The following is a 15,509-nucleotide window of genomic DNA, read 5'->3' as shown; positions in this document are numbered from 1 at the left end:
TTAACACCAGAAGATGGGTTGGGCGAGCTGCGTATTCTCATTAATTTAAACACTGATTCTGGTCGAATTTGAACAGCTAAAACCTAACGCATCGGTGGAAATGAATTTTTACTTCAAGTGTTCAACTTGGGGCAAGGAATTCATTTTTTTTCGCATCAATTTTCCTTGTAAATTGATCGGGTGAGCGTATAAACCACTCGGTCAATTCACGGGTATCACCCAGGCCGCTAAGACGGTGGTCGATGGCATCTTGATTGCCCCACACTACTTCAGCCCAGTCGCCGTTTGCCACGCGTGTTTCGATGTCCTTGCAGTAAAGCCCTTTGTCACGTTGGACGTAGAAGCCATAGGTACGACAAGCTACCGGGCGGTGAGCATAAACCCGACAGGCTCCTGCCGACCGATCCAGCATCGGGCAGATAATAGGACGCGATGTCTGCTCGGTCAATGCCGCGATGTTCTGACCGATTTCCCGAAGTTGCTCCGAAGGCAGAGCCGACAGCCCTTCTTTTAGTAAATCCCATTCCGGCTCAGTGAGTAATGGTATTTCGGAAAGTCGGTGGCAACAACCGTCGCAACCCAGACCGCATAGCCAATCAGAATGACCGTCTCGGATAGCCTTTACGCGAGTATCAATATCGGTATGAATTTCAGCGAGAGTGTTTATCTTGTTATCTGAAATGTCTTTGTTTTGAGTTTGTGGCATAAAAAGAAAAGTGTCTTAAATGGGGTTTGTCATTAACGAAGCAACCCCGGTGTTAAATACTAATTGTCCGGTAATTGTCGCCGAACAACTAATTTTACAATGACTAACAGCACGATTATTGGTGTAGATCCATAGAGCAAATTCTGGAACTAATTTAAAGTGGTCATTAATTTTCGGTAAAGGATTTGTTGAGCAACAACATGCAACCAGAAACTGTTGATGATGAGGCAGCCGCCCTGTTAATGACAGTATTGGAGCTCAATATCTATCAACGTAAGTACGACTTACCTGACTATACCTTGGATAGGCGCAGCCGATTCATGGATAGAACAGCAGCAGACCAAATATAGCAAACAGGGTGAGGTGGATGAACCCTTGAATTGGTGACGTGCGCTGCCCATTGAAGGTCAGCATGCTCAAGGCTATGGTGGTGATGAAAAGCACGATCTCCGTATTGGTGATTCCCATGATTACCTGTTTCCCTGTGATCAAACCAATGACTAGAACCGCCGGAACGGTGAGTCCAACGGTGGACACGAAGGCACCCAGACAGAGATTGATGGCCCGCTGCGTCTCATTGTTCATAGCGGCTTTGAACGCTGTAATCGACTCTGGCGTAAATACGATGATGGCGATGAGAACCCCGCCCACGGCAATAGGTGCGCCGGTGGCGGTAATGCCATAGTTCGTGACAATAGCGAGGTAGTGAGCAAGTAGAACAACCGGGAAAATCAGGGCCAGCAAAACGCAAGAGCGAATTACGAGGGTGCACGTAGAGTGTGAGTCGGATGTAGTAATGCTGGGATCCTGCTCTGTCTGTGAGGGACTAATAGTCTTGATTGTCATCGATCCTTGCGGCGGCTGGACGAAGTACCGTCGATGACTGCGCATCTGCATCCACAGGAAAATTCCGTACAATAGTCCGGTCAGTGCCGAGATGCCAATCGCCTGCTTCGCTGAAAACTCTCCTGCGATGCTTGTGTAATTGGGTAGCACCAGGGCGATGCTGGTGAGAAGGACAATCATTGAGAGGTAGGTGACCGCACCTTGGGCATTAAACTCCTGGTCGCCATGACGAGCCGAACCGGCAATCAAGCAGATGCCTATCACCAGATTCAGGATGATCATCATCACGGCGAAAATTGAATCCCGCCCGATGGTCGGAAATTCTCCGGGGCCAAGCAGCACTGATGCAATCAGGATTACTTCTATAGAAACGATCGCCAGCGTAAGAATCAGTGTTCCATAGGGCTCGCCCAGTTGATAAGCCAAGTGGTCGGCTTCGCGCACAACGCCAAATGACGCAGTCAGGATAGTAATAAAGAGCACGATAAAGACGCCGGCAGCAATCATTGTGTTCAGTGATTCGCCAAGCCAGTCCGCGCCAAAAAGCATAAAAATCCCTACGATCAGCCACGACCCGATTAGTCTTAGCCATGTTATTGGCGGAATGATTTGCTGCAGTCCAGGATGTTTTATTGGCTTTCTCTCCCATTTACGTGGGCAATTGCAAAGGGGAGAACGCGACTTGTCCTGCCTTTCCGCTTGACCAGCTTGGTCAGGCTGGTGATGACATGGATGGTTATTGTGCCTGCCTCAATGCAGTATGGCGGGGTACCACGAGCAGTTAGGAATCGGGGCTGGTCGGGAAGCTGGTGTGTAAGCGCACGGACGAGGGCAAGAAAGTCGGTCATTCTGGACTCCGCTAGAATTGTAGGGCCGTCCCTTTGATGTAATGCTAAACCGAGGCCGTCCTCAGTCAGGTTTGAATTGATCTATTCAAAGGTTAATATTTTATCATGTTAAATGTCAGCTAACCAGAACGATTGCCGGAAAGAGCGTGCAGGTCGGGCACCAGTAATTTCCGGCAGTAGCGGCCGGTCTTAGCGTACGGTGTTGTCCGTTTTTTGAAGTGGCCTCTATGACAACGCTAGAGAGCATGCAAAACCGGGGAAGGCAGTCAGAACCATACTTTTTAGGTAACGGAAAACAAGTGTTTTCCGCGTGGTATTACGTTAAGCCGATAGACCACCAAAAAATATCTGATCTGCCCCTGTCTCCACTGCCATTTTTCAAAGTCGATGTCAGCTAACCGTTTGGGATGTACCGTACAAATTCTAATTTTCGCGACAACCTATTTGTACTGCTAGTTACAAGGTTTCTATTTTGCGGCTACCAATAGTGTCCATTTAACGGACATTTTCTGGACAGTCTAGAAAGATAGTTTTTTACGTCTTTTTTTAGCTAAAAAGCGTTAAATTACCCGTCAACTTATCAAAGTAAGTAAATTGTCAATAAATTAATAGATGAGGGCACCCGTATTTAGTCTCTGGGCTTAGGCCCCTCATTCTGAGAGACTGGCAAACTTGATGAGGTCGATGGCGTAAGTAGGCGTTTCAATTGGAAGGCGGATAAAACCGTGATGCAAATAGAAGGCTTCTGCTTGGGCGGAAATGGCGTGAACGATCAGAAGGCGAGCAGATACTTCCTGAGCAGCACGGGCAGACCTTTGAACAGCATCATTCAGCAAGGCTTTGCCTAAGCCTTCGCCTTGCCATTTTTTATTGATGGCTAAGCGTCCAAGAATGACCGCCGGAATTTGTCGGGGCATATTCCGGCGCATAGAGCCAGTAACGTCCTGATTAAGAATCTGGCCCATGCAAATAGCGAAGTATCCTATAACCTTAAGCGAACCCGATGGACAAATGACATAGGTTCTGCTTGCTCCCGTCGCCATATTATCAAGTGCTCGATCTCGTAACCAGCTATCTAACGCTTCCTCGCCTGATTGGAAGTCTTCTAAATCGTGCCTTGCGGTTAGATAAGCAGGTGAGCAAAACCTTTTATTTTCACTCATGCGACCATGGAGATTTGGTTGTAATCAAACGCTTCATGCCATCAATTTGTTCTTGTGGTGCGGGCGTGTCTAGCAAGTCCAAGATTTTTTGAAATGCTTGGTTGTCAACATAAATTGAGGTTTGATCAAGAATTACGTTCTTAGCCTCTTTCAGTGCGGATGCCATCATGAATTGTGAGCGGTTTAAACCAAGCAATTCGACTGCTTGGTCAATAAGCAATTTATCATGTGCACGAGCACGCAAGTGGATGTTTACTTCGGCAGTAGCGTGTTGCGTTTTCATCGGCTTGTATCTGTTAAATAGATTGTTTATGCAAAATTAACTTAATGTGTTGCGATTGTCAACACAAAAACAAATCAAAATAGTTGTTGCCGACCTAACAGGGTAATTGTCGCCGAACACCTAACGCCTATTGGGGTTAATTACCCCCCTATTGTCAAATGAATTTACACAGTATCTATAGCTCAATACCTTCGTCAAAATTTAAGCCGCTCTTGTATGAATCCTGCCAATTTCTGCGGCTTGGAAGATACGGTCGTCGATTAAAAATGTGTCATCATTTTTGTCCAACGAATTAATAATCCGCTGCGTGTATTTTCGGGCTCTGAAGATGGTTTTTAAATCCAGCATACTGCCCTTGTTGGTTCCCTCTATTTTTGCCGATAAAAGCGGTGAAAAAGTGACCATGAACAAGGAGAAGTTAGCCGCATTATTGACTTGCGTTTCTTTGACATTCATAAAATCTTCCAACCCCCAATATTGCTTGGCATCGCGGAAGTTAAACTCGATTTGAAACCGCAAAGCGTAGTAGCTGATCAATTTTTCACTGGCCAGTGTCAGGTCATCACTAAACAACAGCACCTTTGCGATCCGTCCTGTTTTTAGGTTGGTCTTTACAATAGACATCTTTCCTAAATAGTCGATATAGAATTTGGCCTTGATAAGGTTAAAATAGCGATCTGCTGCGGCTGATCTTCAGGAATCCCGAGACCTTTGTCTTTTACTCTGACTTCTATGTCCTCATTAAGCTGTCCGGGGTTAAGTGGATAGCCTCAACTTTTTCCAGCTATTGCTGGTATTTTTGTACCAATTCCTTCAATTTTTCCTGAAAGACATCCCGTAGATCATAGAATGCTTTTAGCTTCGCCAAGGCTTGATGGGTGCGGCCAGAATCATGAAGCTCACAGAGTTCTTTTTCCAAGGCATGCATTTGTAGGTGCAAGGGCCCAATAGCCTCAAAAGCGGGTTGCGAACTAAAGCGGCTCAACATATTGGTTTCCAGCAAGCGACAAAAGCGACAGAACGAAAGGTTATTTTGGGATGGCGAGGCTTCAGACTCGCCCTTGAGGTAACTTCTGATGGCTATCCCCCACGCTCTGTGCTCAACGCCGGTAAAAATCAGCGGCAATACGTCGTGGCTGTAAGAAGGCGACTCGGTCCAGGCTGGATCAGGACGCCAGGCTGCCGACCAACCGGGCAACAGGTGTGCGGGCATAGGGCGGGCAATGCCGTAGCCCTGTGCCAGATCACAGCCGATTTGCAACAGTACGGTGCCGTGTTCAATCTGCTCCACCCCTTCGGCGATAGTCTGGAGGCGAAAAGCGTTGGCCAAGCCGAGTACGCCCTCAAGAATAGATAGGTCATCGGGATCGTCGAGCATATTGCGCACGAAGCTTTGGTCAATCTTAATCTCGGTAACGGGCAGGCGTTTTAAATAAGTCAACGAGGAATAGCCCGTGCCAAAGTCATCCAGAGCAAACATCAGGCCAAGCTCCCGGCACGCTTTGATGACCTGAGTAGCACCGACCAGTTCCAGTGCACTGGTTTCGAGCACCTCCAATTGCAAATTGCCTGGATTGATGTCGGGGTGCGCTGCCAACGTCTCCTTCAAGTATTCGACGAAGTTTACTTGCTGCAATTGGCGTGCACCCACATTGACACTGACCGGTATGTTCAGTCCGGCAGCTTGCCAAACTTCCATCTGGGCAAGTGCTGTGTCGATCACCCATTCGCCTATATCAACGGCCAGCGGATGATCCTCAATCACCGGCAGAAATTCGCCTGGCAGGAGCAGGTTTCTTTCCGGGTGTTGCCAGCGAATTAAGGCTTCGGCACCGATGATGGCACCGGTACGCATGTTCACCTTGGGCTGATAAAACAGCACGAATTCGCCGTCATCGAGAGCGCGACGAATACGCCCCAGACTCTCGTAACGGCCACGGAGGTTCCGGTCAAGCTCGACGTTAAAAAAGTGGTAACAATTCTTGCCGGCTTGCTTGGCCTGATACATGGACTGGTCGGCCTGGCGGAGCAGTTGCTCCGCATCAATGACTTCTTCCTGCGGGTAGAAACTTATCCCCATACTGGCTGAAACCTGGAGACTGAGCTTGCCAAACTGCACCGGTCTGGCCGCGGCCGCAAGCAGGCGGTTAAGTAAGGACACGCAACCAGCCATAGTGGGCTGATCCAGCAGCACGGCGACAAACTCGTCACCGCCTATTCGGGCGAGAGTATCGCTCTCACGCAGGACTTGCTGCATGTTCTCAGCCGCTGCAATCAGCAACTGGTCGCCAGCTTTATGCCCGTAGTTATCGTTAATGGCCTTGAAGCCATCCAGATCAATAAATACCACGGCCAGTGCGTGCTTCTGGCGCTTGGTTTGAAGCATTCCCTGACGCAGGCGGTCGGCCAACAGAACACGGTTGGGCAGGCTGGTCAGCGCATCGTAGTGAGCGATGTGCTCCAACTCACTTTGGTGCTCCTTGAGCAGGGTGATATCGGAGATCATAGCGATGTAATGACTGGCTTTACCTTGAACATCGTGTACCACGCTGATGGTTTCCATTACGGCATACACTTCACCGTTTTTGCGCCGGTTCCAGACTTCGCCATACCAATGGCTTTTCTCAGCTAAACTGTTCCACAGCTCAGTGTAGAAGTCGTTGCCTTGACGGCCTGAACTAAGAACGCGTGGGTTCCCCCCTGCGTCAGAATAGTTGTCGCCTCAACTTTTAAGAAAAAATAAAATTTGAGAGTAGAAATGAAAAAATATAAAAGGTATTCAGTAGGCTTCAGAGAGCAGGCCCTGGTAAAAGTATACAATCGTAGTAATGACCAATCAGTTCAGTCCGTCGCAAACGAATTGAATATCCATTTAACAACCTTGAAGGCTTGGATGAAACAGAAGGAACAGGACGTCAAACTTGCACCGCTAAAATCAAAGCGTCCCGAAGATTGGAGCTCTGAAGAACGCTTTACTGCTTTACAAAAAACCTATAATTTGATCGGTGAAGACTTAAATGCCTGGTGTCGTGAACGCGGCGTTTTTATTCATCAGTTGGAACAATGGAAAGCTGATTTCTGCCGCCAGGATGACTTAGTAGACAAGCGTGAAGAAGCGCGGGTCCTGCGTATATTGAAAGAAGAAGTCCAAAGCCTTGAGCGCAATTTATTGCGTAAAGACAAAGCCTTAGCAGAAGCCGCAGCGCTGTTGGTACTGCAAAAAAAGTTCCGGGCGCTCTTGGGGGGAGAGGTCGAATGACTGGCCACGAAGAGCGCGAACAAGTGATTGCTTTACTTAATGAATCAGTAACTGCGGGAGCACGTCAAGCTAAAGCCTGTGAAGTATTAGGACTTAGTGAGCGTACCTTACAACGCTGGCAGACAGGTGAGACGATTCACTGCGATCAACGCCCCTTGCGTGACTATCAACCGCCACACAAACTAACAGCAATCGAGCGTGCCGAGGTGCTGATCGTCGCTAATTCAGATGAATTTGGTCATCTGCCACCGAGTCAGATCGTGCCACGACTGGCCGACCAAGGTAGCTATCTGGCGTCTGAGTCGACCTTCTATCGCATCCTGCGCGAGGAAAAACAGCTTACCCATCGGCGTAGCGAACGTCCGGCTCAAACACGAACAAAGCCACGCGCGGCATGTGCTACAGCACCTAATCAACTGTACAGTTGGGACATTACTTATCTGCCATCACTGATCCGTGGACAGTTTTTCTATCTGTATCTATTTGTTGATATTTTCAGCCGAAAGATCGTCGGTTGGCAGGTGTATGAAGAAGAAAACAGCGCCTTGGCTGGCGAATTGTTACGTGATCTCTGTCATCGTGAAGGGATACAGGCAGAACAGCTTATCCTGCATTCTGACAACGGCAGTCCGATGAAGGGATCGACTATGCTGGCGACCTTGCAACAACTGGGTGTCATGCCTTCGTTTAGTCGGCCATCGGTTAGCAACGATAATCCGTACTCAGAATCGTTGTTTAAGACCTTGAAATATCGTCCTAACTATCCGCTAAAGCCGTTCGCCGATGTTACGGAAGCGCGTCAGTGGGTCACAAGCTTAGTGGAATGGTACAACCATGAGCATCGTCACAGCGCTATTCGGTTTATTACTCCAGCGCAACGCCATGAAGGCTTGGACGACAAGCTTCTGGATAACCGTAAAGTCGTCTACGAAGCAGCACGTGCTAAACATCCGCAACGCTGGACTGGAAGTTCCCGTAATTGGGAAAAAATCCAGACAGCCCACCTTAACCCAGACAAGGTCTAAACAAAAAAATGCTACCAAGGAAGTGATTATTTAGAAAACAAACCAGAGTAAGATTTAACCGTCGAGGCGACAACTACATTGACAATTACCGGTTCTGCCCCAGTACTTCGTCACGGCTGTAACTGGTAATACGAGTGAAGGCCTCATTGACATTGACAATCGTGCCGTCAGTGGTAGTAATCAAGATGCCTTCCCAGGCATGGTCAAAGACGCTGGCGGCGAGACGAAGCTTTTCTTCAGTTTTGTTGTGTTCGGTAACATTTCGCGCGACTCCCAGTAAACCCTCAATAGCACCGCTTTGGTTTCGGTAGGGGCTGGCATTATAGAGCACCTCGACAACAGTTCCTGATCCCTGCTTGATAGTTAGCGGATATTCGACGACAAACCCATGGGTTAATGCTGCCTGGTGAGCTGCGAGTAGCTTCTCAGGCTCGACAAAATAGAGAGATAAATCGCTGTCGACTAATTGGGTGCGGGTTACACCAGTCATCTGCTCTGTCGCCTTGTTGACGGATATGATTTTACCCTCCAGGCTAAGGGTCACCATAAGATCCAGACTTGCCTCAATTAGGCTGCGGGTGTAATACAGATTGGTTTCCAACCGCTGTTCTGCCAGCTTGCGGTCAGTTACATCACGCGCCGCCGCAAACACCCCGGCGACTTCGCCCTGCGGATTGCGGTAAATACTGGCGTTGTACAACACGTCTGTCACCTTGCCGGAAACATGGCGGATAGCCAGCGGATAATCTGTGACAGTGCCTTGTGAGAATACCTGCTGATAGCCTGTCCGGGCTAAATCCGGCTCGGTAAAGTAAGCAGAGAAATCACTACCGATAAGTTGTTCACGACTTATTCCCGTCGCCGCCAAGGTGGCCTGGTTCACATCCATGATCTTGCCATCGACGCTGATTGTCACCAAGGGATCAAGACTCGCTTCAAGCAGACTACGGGCGTAGAGTGCTATGTTTTGCAGTTTCGCTTCCGCCAGCTTACCGGCAGTTACATCACGTGCCGCCGCAAACACCCCGGCGACTTCGCCCTGCGGATTGCGGTAAATACTGGCGTTGTACAACACGTCTGTCACCTTGCCGGAGACATGGCGGATAGCCAGCGGATAATCGGTAACAGTGCCTTGTGAGAATACCTTCTTAAGGCCTGTCCGGGCTAACTCAGGTTCGGTAAAATAAGCAAAGACATTACTGCCGATAAGTTGGTCGCGTTCGATTCCTGTCACCGTTATGGTGGCCTCGTTCACATCCATAACCTTGCCATCGACGCTGACTGTCACCAAGGGATCAAGACTTACTTCAAGCAGACTGCGGGCATATTGATAGGCAGTATTGCTAATGTCCTCCATTTTTTTTCGCTCGGTTATGTCGGTGACCACCACGCCCACACCCGGATTGTCTGCAAGGTTGATAACGCTACAGGAAAGTATGACCAGCAGCTTGTTTCCCGCCCCGGTGTTTAAAGTGATTTCGCCTCGATTAGTTTTGATGTTGGTTTTTTTGAGCAGGCCTGTGAACAGGGCTTGGTCTTGATGTGCTACGCAGTCAACCAACGGCGAGCTGATGAGCTTTTCTATCGGAACTTGCAGTAGGTCAGCCAGTTGTTTGTTGCAATAAACGATCTTGCCATCCGATGTTAGGAAAGCCGCACCCTCACTCATGCTTTCCACCAAGATGCGATAAGGATGCTCAGCCCCCTGCAAGGTGAAAATCTGCTCCCCTTCCGGACGGGAAATGACGAGGGCGTCCACTTCGCCGCTGTAAATAGCATGCAGAGTTTCTTCGGCTTCTTCAAGGCGAAGCCGGAGGGTTTCGATTTCGCTTAAGAGTTCCGAGCACGTTCGGTTATCAGTTGCCATTTAATTATTTTCCGATGCGGGAGTCCTGCTTCTATCCATGATTAACTAATTATAAAACCTAATCTTTCTTGCGTAAATCTAGCCCGGCAAGTATCCGTTCGGTTTGCGACAGGTCGCCGATAAATTTACGTAGCGGCGTGGGAAGCTCTTTAACCAGCGTAGGGGCGGCGACGATCTGCCCCTCTTTGGCGAAAATAGGTTGCTGATAAATGTCGATAATGTCCAGTTCAAAGCGCCCTTGCAGGTGTTGTTGACAAATATTTTGCACATTAGCGATGGCGCGTTGTGAATTAGGAGTCATGCCCGCCACGTACAATCGAAGGATATAGTGTTCTTGATCCGTTTCCTGCAACGCCTGTTCAAATGCCGCCGAGGCATCCTGGAGCGGCGGGGTTTTAGTGTCTTTATTATGGCTCATAATGGTAGCCCCAATGATGTGATTTTAAAGAATAGGCCGTATATCCAGACCCACCAGAACCCGCTCTGTATTGGAGAGGTCACCGATTATTTTCTTTATCGGTTCCGGAAGTTTGCGCACTAGCGTCGGTAAAGCCAAAATCTGGTCATCTTTGGCCAGGGTTGGGTTGACCAGCAGGTCGATCACTTCAATCTGGTAGCTTCCCTGCAAATGCTCTTCACAAATTTTTTTCAAATTGGCATAGGCGGTGATGGCCTTGGGGGTTTGTCCGGCGACATAAAGCCTGAGCGTCCATTTGTCCTCGCCGGTTACCGGTTCTATTTCGTTGTCCACTGTGTTTGTCATAGAGGGACTCCTTTGTCGGTCAAGCCTTCAACCAGTTCGTCAGCCTGCCGCACATTAGACATCGCCAAGTTGTCAAAAGCAAACGTTTCATCCCGCAGCTTTTCCCTGACGATAAGCCGGTCCAAATCCTCCTTCTCCAACTCGAACTGAGTGTGTAGGGCGATAATCTGCGCTTCTATTAAGGTTTTTTTCCGTTCGATCTCGCGCTGCTTGCGTTCGATTTCCTGTTGGCATTCCATGGCTAAAGCTTTATCATGCGCTTCTTGCGCAATCCTGGCCGAACCGGTTAACACGACGCCGGAGCCGATATATACATCCCGCAGTTGCGCGCCGCTGTCGCTGAGGATAAATTCCCTGATCTGATTGGAATGTGCCATGCCTCGGGACTTGAGGAGATACAGGCCACGATTGCGCTCGCCGCTGGTTTCAATGACTTGCAACAACAGCCAAGTGTCCATCAGCGACGAAATGTCGGTTGAGTTCAGTTCCAAAGTGCCGCTGGTAGAGGTCAGATCGGTACAGAAGGCCGTAATCTGTTTTATTTTCAGGTAATCGATCATGCGCGAGAGCATCGACTTAACTTCGGCTTTGCTGGCTGCCGCCACCAGGTTGGAGATAGGGTCGACAACGACAATGTCAGGATTAAAGTCTTCAATCATCCTGTGCATCACGACCAGATGCATTTCCAAGCCGTATATAGTGGTGCGGGCATTTTGAAATTGCAGCAAACCTTGGTCGATCCACTGGCCCAGATCGATGCCAATGGAACGCATATTGCGGATGATCTGCTTTTGCGACTCCTCGAAGGCGAAATACAGGCAGCGTTCGCCGCGCTTACAGGCCGCATCGACAAAATGCGCAGCCAGGCTGGACTTGCCGGTGCCGGCGGTGCCGGTAACCAGGATGGAGCTGCCCCGGTAGTAGCCTTTGCCGCTCAGCATGGCGTCCAGCCGCCCAATGCCGGTGGATATCCGTTCGGTAGAGGCGGGGTGATCAAGGCCGAGAGAGGAGAGCGGCATGATCGAGAAGCCCTGCTGGTCAATCAAGAACGGGTACTCGTTGGTGCCATGGGCAGAGCCCCGGTACTTGACGATACGCAAGCGGCGCGTGGCAACCTGATGGTCGACAGTGTGGTTGAGGAAAATGACGCAGTCGGCGACGTATTCCTCCAGACCAAAGCGGGTGAAGGTGCGTTCGCCCTGTTCGCCGGTGACGATGGCAGTGACGCCCTTGTCTTTCAGGAAACGGAACAGGCGGCGGAGTTCCGAGCGTAAGATGTTCTCATTGGTCAGCCCGGAAAACAGTGCCTCAATGGTGTCCAGCGCCACGCGTTTGGCGCCTATGTTGTCAATGGCGTAGCCAAGGCGGATAATCAGCCCCTCCAAGTCGTATTCACCGGCCTCTTCGATCTCACTCGGTTCGATATGCACATAGTCGATGGCAAGTTGGTTCTGGTTCACCAACTCATTCAAATCGAAACCCAAAGAGGCGAAGTTTTTCGACAGCTCGCCGAACTTTTCCTCAAACGACATGAACACACCGGGTTCGTCAAATTGCGTCGCCCCACGCACCAGGAACTCCATAGCCAGTAGAGTCTTGCCACAGCCGGTGCCGCCGCAGACCAAGGTCGGACGCCCCTGCGGCAGGCCTCCGCCGGTAATCTCGTCGAGACCCTTGATGCCTGTCGGGGTTTTTAACAGGCTTACGGCGTCAGGTTTGGTTATTTTATTGGCTTTTGTCATGAGGTACTCCAGTTGGACGCATTATTATTGGGTGCTAATCAACAAAAGGTAAACCGGTATCAGATGATACTTAAGGTCATCCTGTAAAAAATGATTATTAACAACAAGTTTGCCAGTATATTCCGTGGAACTTTAGAGCTGTTTGTTGATTAGTACCCATAAGTGCCAAAGAATTCATAGAGAATGATATTATTTAAAATGATAAAAATCAATTTGTATGAATACCTATAAGCACTAACTTGATAAAGAAGCGGCTTTACTTTTACTCAAAGTATACTGACTACTTTAAACACGTTAAAAACAGATGAAGATTACCCACCTTGCCATTGTCATTATTGATCAGTGGTGCTACTTGTATTCACTAAAGTTGACTGTGAAATGGTTTAATTAAACAGGACACTTCTAAAGACAGCTTTATAATGTCAACAGAGGTGAATATGAGTAATAAAACTAAGCAAAAACGACCCAATTACACGATTGAATTTAAACAAGATGCGGCCAAGTTAGTTAATGAAAAAGACTATACACAAAAGCAAGCAGCCGATAATCTAGGTATTTCCCTTAGCGCCATTGGGCGATGGGTGAGAGCCGAACAAGGATCGCCGTCACCATCGGCGATCAAGAAAAGCGTTTTGAACTTAATCAATCAAGATGAGTTAACGCGCTTACGCAAAGAAGTTGAACAATTGCGAATGGAGCGCGAGATATTACAAGGTGCCCTTTAGGGTAAAAAAGGCCGCAGTCTTCTTTGCGAAAGAACTTCAATAAAATACGGTTTTATTCGAGAGCAACAGAAGACTTTTCCAGTTACCGTGCTATGTAAAGTAATGCAAGTTAGTACCAGCGCCTTTTATGCGTGGGCGAAAAGGCCTAAAGATACTGACAAAAAAATACGGCAAAAACAGCTTGAAGCTAAGGCGGTTGAGCTATTTGGAGAAAACAAGAACGTTTACGGTTCTCGCCGTTTATCGGAAGCTTTTATAAAAGAAGATATTCAGGTCGGGCGCTATAAAGCAAGGCAATTGATGAAAAAATTGGGCTTAAAACCACGCTACCCCAAACGCTTCCAAGTGACTACAGACAGCGATCATAATGAGACGATTGCTCCCAATCTGTTAAACAGGCAATTTGATGTTGCTGCGCCTAATAAGGTTTGGACGACCGATATTACTTACGTTTGGACTCTTGAAGGCTGGCTGTACGTCGCGATTGTTGTTGATTTATTTTCCAGGCAAGTAGTGGGCTGGTCCATTGCCGATAACATGCGTACCTCACTGTGTGTTAATGCCTTACAAATGGCGTTTTGGCGGCGAAAACCTGAACCAGGCTTGGTGCATCATTCGGATCGGGGTAGCCAGTATGCTAGCCATGAATACCGAAGTCATTTAGGAATAATGAAGATGCAGCAGAGCATGAGCCGTAAAGGTAATTATTGGGATAATGCGCCGACCGAGCGATTTTTTCGAAGCTTAAAACATGAGCAACGAAACTACGAAAAATTCAAAGCTAAAGAGGCGGCAAAGCTGAGTATTATTGATTATTTGGCGTTTTATAATGGCAAACGATTGCATTCAACATTAGGCTACCAATCCCCGCTGGAATTTGAACGGGAATTTTACAAGAAGACTGCTTAAGAAAGTGTCCGGTTTTACTTGACCATTACAAGTCTTGCTGGTTTCGGCCATCAAGACATTTCAGCACGTGCATTAACGGAGAAAAAACAGATATGGTGGAATATTTGTCGCTTTTTGTCGCTGCTTATTTGACTGCAGCCATCTCGGGTGCTGCCGGCTTCGGCGGGGCATTATTACTGTTGCCACTACTGGTGTCTAGCATCGGTGTGAGCCAGGCAATACCACTGCTCACCATCGCACAATTAATCGGTAATTTCTCACGTGCAGGTTTCGGATTCAAGCAGATTCAATGGCAACCCGTTGGCTTGTTTCTGTTGGGCGCGGTGCCGCTTAGTATTGTGGGAGCGCACGCTTTTGTTAATTTGCCGGAGCTGATAGCCACGCGTGCCATCGGCGTGGCTATTTTTGCCTTTGTCACGCTGAAGCATTTTAACATCCTGACGTTCAAAAATAACCGTGTGTTGTTGGTTGTAGGTGGAGGACTAGTCGGTTTTTTATCGGGACTGGTCGGTAGCGCCGGGCCTCTGGGAGCCGCCATCTTTCTTTCTCTCGGCCTACCTCCGGTTGCCTATATCGCCAGTGAGGCAGTCACGGCACTGGTCATGCATAGCGTAAAAACGGTGATTTACCAAGGATTCATCGAATTCGAGCGTGGCTTCTGGTTATTGGCTGTACTTATGGGTGGCGCGATGGTGCTTGGAACGTGGTCAGCCAAGCGCATCGTCGAACGACTGCCGAGTGAGACATTTCAGCAATTGGTGACACTCCTGCTGCTGGCCGTCTCCGGATATATGGTGGTGCATGGGTAGTAGTTGACTGATAGCGATCTTGGCTATTTTTGCCCATCCCCTAGAAAAAGTAAACGTTTGCAACAACTCCAATTACGGGTGTTAATAAACAAAAGGCTCTAAAGTTTCATAGAAATTTGCTGAACACTATATCGGGGTTGTACGCCCAAGCCGCCGAAATTTCCGAACGACATTAAAATATTCGTAATATATTGATAAACATATGCAATTATTTGTATATCAAATAACGGTCGTTAAAAGGTTATCATTTTGACAGTCATACACACTGTATAAGACACGAGCAATTTGGCCGACCTTAAGGATTCCTTCGTAAACGCGTAAAGTCGCTCTGTAACCATTGTCATATATGGCTTGTAGGTTTAATGTCATTAGCAATGTTAATCAATGACGCTAATGTCCCAGTTGAACCCTGTTCGCAAAGCAGCCCTGTAACCCGCATTCTGCGTAGACAAAAATATGTCCCAATTAAAGTTAGCTTCAATTGGGACAGTTAAATAGTCACTTTAAGCATGCGGGGTTATTTTGCATAAAGGTACGTAACGCACCATAGGACTTCAAAATACA

Annotated in this window: 13 protein-coding genes and 2 pseudogenes; 5 read left to right on the top strand and 10 right to left on the bottom strand. The window is 48.2% G+C overall.

What is annotated here, in order from left to right; all coding sequences use genetic code 11:
• Positions 1–121: 121 nt before the first annotated feature.
• Positions 122–706 (bottom strand): YkgJ family cysteine cluster protein, encoded by a 585-nt coding sequence (locus KKZ03_RS20190; RefSeq protein WP_243218540.1) that lies wholly within the window; start codon positions 704–706, stop codon positions 122–124.
• A gap of 200 nt (positions 707–906) precedes the next feature.
• On the opposite strand from KKZ03_RS20190, the gene KKZ03_RS20185 reads away from it, so the two are divergent.
• Positions 907–1,056: a hypothetical protein gene (locus tag KKZ03_RS20185; RefSeq protein ID WP_243218539.1), complete on the top strand. Its 150-nt coding sequence runs from the start codon at positions 907–909 to the stop codon at positions 1,054–1,056.
• On the opposite strand, the gene KKZ03_RS20180 is transcribed toward KKZ03_RS20185, so the two are convergent.
• From KKZ03_RS20180 to KKZ03_RS20160, 5 genes are all read right to left on the bottom strand, one after another.
• Entirely contained in the window at positions 1,025–2,101 is a 1,077-nt protein-coding gene (locus tag KKZ03_RS20180; RefSeq protein WP_243218538.1) for a calcium:proton antiporter, read from the bottom strand. The two genes, KKZ03_RS20185 and KKZ03_RS20180, sit on opposite strands and share 32 nt — an antisense overlap.
• A gap of 949 nt (positions 2,102–3,050) precedes the next feature.
• Entirely contained in the window at positions 3,051–3,563 is a 513-nt protein-coding gene (locus tag KKZ03_RS20175) for a GNAT family N-acetyltransferase (RefSeq protein WP_243218537.1), read from the bottom strand.
• Entirely contained in the window at positions 3,556–3,846 is a 291-nt protein-coding gene (locus tag KKZ03_RS20170) for a DUF1778 domain-containing protein (RefSeq protein ID WP_243218536.1), read from the bottom strand. The genes KKZ03_RS20175 and KKZ03_RS20170 overlap by 8 nt, the downstream gene beginning before the upstream one ends.
• Positions 3,847–4,047: 201 nt before the next feature.
• Complete coding sequence (locus tag KKZ03_RS20165; protein WP_243218535.1) at positions 4,048–4,470, bottom strand: hypothetical protein; 423 nt, start codon at positions 4,468–4,470, stop codon at positions 4,048–4,050.
• A 160-nt stretch (positions 4,471–4,630) separates the two neighbouring features.
• Positions 4,631–6,409 (bottom strand): bifunctional diguanylate cyclase/phosphodiesterase, encoded by a 1,779-nt coding sequence (locus KKZ03_RS20160; protein WP_243218534.1) that lies wholly within the window; start codon positions 6,407–6,409, stop codon positions 4,631–4,633.
• Positions 6,410–6,604: 195 nt separating this feature from the next.
• Between KKZ03_RS20160 and KKZ03_RS20155 the strand changes: the two are divergent.
• Positions 6,605–8,130 (top strand): annotated as a pseudogene (locus tag KKZ03_RS20155) (IS3 family transposase).
• An 85-nt stretch (positions 8,131–8,215) separates the two neighbouring features.
• Here the strand turns inward: KKZ03_RS20155 and KKZ03_RS20150 are convergent.
• From KKZ03_RS20150 to kaiC, 4 genes are read right to left on the bottom strand one after another with little or no spacing between them, the layout of a single operon-like run.
• A complete protein-coding gene (locus KKZ03_RS20150) occupies positions 8,216–9,997 on the bottom strand; it encodes a PAS domain S-box protein (protein ID WP_243218533.1) in 1,782 nt (593 codons plus the stop codon).
• 58 nt (positions 9,998–10,055) lie between these two features.
• Entirely contained in the window at positions 10,056–10,415 is a 360-nt protein-coding gene (locus KKZ03_RS20145; RefSeq protein WP_243218532.1) for a circadian clock KaiB family protein, read from the bottom strand.
• Between the two features lie 24 nt (positions 10,416–10,439).
• Entirely contained in the window at positions 10,440–10,760 is a 321-nt protein-coding gene (locus tag KKZ03_RS20140) for a circadian clock KaiB family protein (RefSeq protein WP_243218531.1), read from the bottom strand.
• Positions 10,757–12,502 carry a circadian clock protein KaiC gene (gene kaiC / locus KKZ03_RS20135; protein WP_243218530.1) on the bottom strand — a complete coding sequence of 582 codons (1,746 nt, stop codon included), beginning with the start codon at positions 12,500–12,502 and terminating at the stop codon, positions 10,757–10,759. Before kaiC ends, KKZ03_RS20140 begins: the two co-directional genes overlap by 4 nt.
• 437 nt (positions 12,503–12,939) lie before the next feature.
• Here kaiC and KKZ03_RS20130 point away from each other — a divergent pair, with 437 nt between their 5' ends.
• The 3 genes and pseudogenes from KKZ03_RS20130 (at position 12,940) to KKZ03_RS20120 (ending at position 14,945) form a co-directional block, all read left to right on the top strand.
• Entirely contained in the window at positions 12,940–13,227 is a 288-nt protein-coding gene (locus KKZ03_RS20130) for a transposase (protein ID WP_243218529.1), read from the top strand.
• Positions 13,228–13,242: 15 nt separating this feature from the next.
• A pseudogene (locus tag KKZ03_RS20125) lies at positions 13,243–14,136 on the top strand (IS3 family transposase); the annotation flags it as partial.
• Positions 14,137–14,228: 92 nt separating this feature from the next.
• Positions 14,229–14,945: a sulfite exporter TauE/SafE family protein gene (locus KKZ03_RS20120; protein ID WP_243218528.1), complete on the top strand. Its 717-nt coding sequence runs from the start codon at positions 14,229–14,231 to the stop codon at positions 14,943–14,945.
• Positions 14,946–15,509: the final 564 nt, after the last annotated feature.

It is taken from the genome of Methylobacter sp. S3L5C (genome assembly GCF_022788635.1).
Lineage (GTDB): Bacteria > Pseudomonadota > Gammaproteobacteria > Methylococcales > Methylomonadaceae > Methylobacter_C.
The sequence above is the reverse complement of the archived record's forward strand: the minus strand, read 5'-3'. Positions and strand labels throughout refer to the sequence as shown.

Bases quoted from the DNA above. Each gene is read 5' to 3' on its own strand.
- KKZ03_RS20185 (WP_243218539.1), top strand. From the start codon at position 907: ATGCAACCAGAAACTGTTGATGATGAGGCAGCCGCCCTGTTAATGACA.
- kaiC (WP_243218530.1), bottom strand. From the start codon at position 12,502: ATGACAAAAGCCAATAAAATAACCAAACCTGACGCCGTAAGCCTGTTA.
- KKZ03_RS20150 (WP_243218533.1), bottom strand. From the start codon at position 9,997: ATGGCAACTGATAACCGAACGTGCTCGGAACTCTTAAGCGAAATCGAA.
- KKZ03_RS20120 (WP_243218528.1), top strand. From the start codon at position 14,229: ATGGTGGAATATTTGTCGCTTTTTGTCGCTGCTTATTTGACTGCAGCC.
- KKZ03_RS20175 (WP_243218537.1), bottom strand. From the start codon at position 3,563: ATGAGTGAAAATAAAAGGTTTTGCTCACCTGCTTATCTAACCGCAAGG.
- KKZ03_RS20170 (WP_243218536.1), bottom strand. From the start codon at position 3,846: ATGAAAACGCAACACGCTACTGCCGAAGTAAACATCCACTTGCGTGCT.
- KKZ03_RS20160 (WP_243218534.1), bottom strand. From the start codon at position 6,409: ATGGAAACCATCAGCGTGGTACACGATGTTCAAGGTAAAGCCAGTCAT.
- KKZ03_RS20130 (WP_243218529.1), top strand. From the start codon at position 12,940: ATGAGTAATAAAACTAAGCAAAAACGACCCAATTACACGATTGAATTT.
- KKZ03_RS20190 (WP_243218540.1), bottom strand. From the start codon at position 706: ATGCCACAAACTCAAAACAAAGACATTTCAGATAACAAGATAAACACT.
- KKZ03_RS20145 (WP_243218532.1), bottom strand. From the start codon at position 10,415: ATGAGCCATAATAAAGACACTAAAACCCCGCCGCTCCAGGATGCCTCG.
- KKZ03_RS20140 (WP_243218531.1), bottom strand. From the start codon at position 10,760: ATGACAAACACAGTGGACAACGAAATAGAACCGGTAACCGGCGAGGAC.
- KKZ03_RS20180 (WP_243218538.1), bottom strand. From the start codon at position 2,101: ATGCTTTTTGGCGCGGACTGGCTTGGCGAATCACTGAACACAATGATT.
- KKZ03_RS20165 (WP_243218535.1), bottom strand. From the start codon at position 4,470: ATGTCTATTGTAAAGACCAACCTAAAAACAGGACGGATCGCAAAGGTG.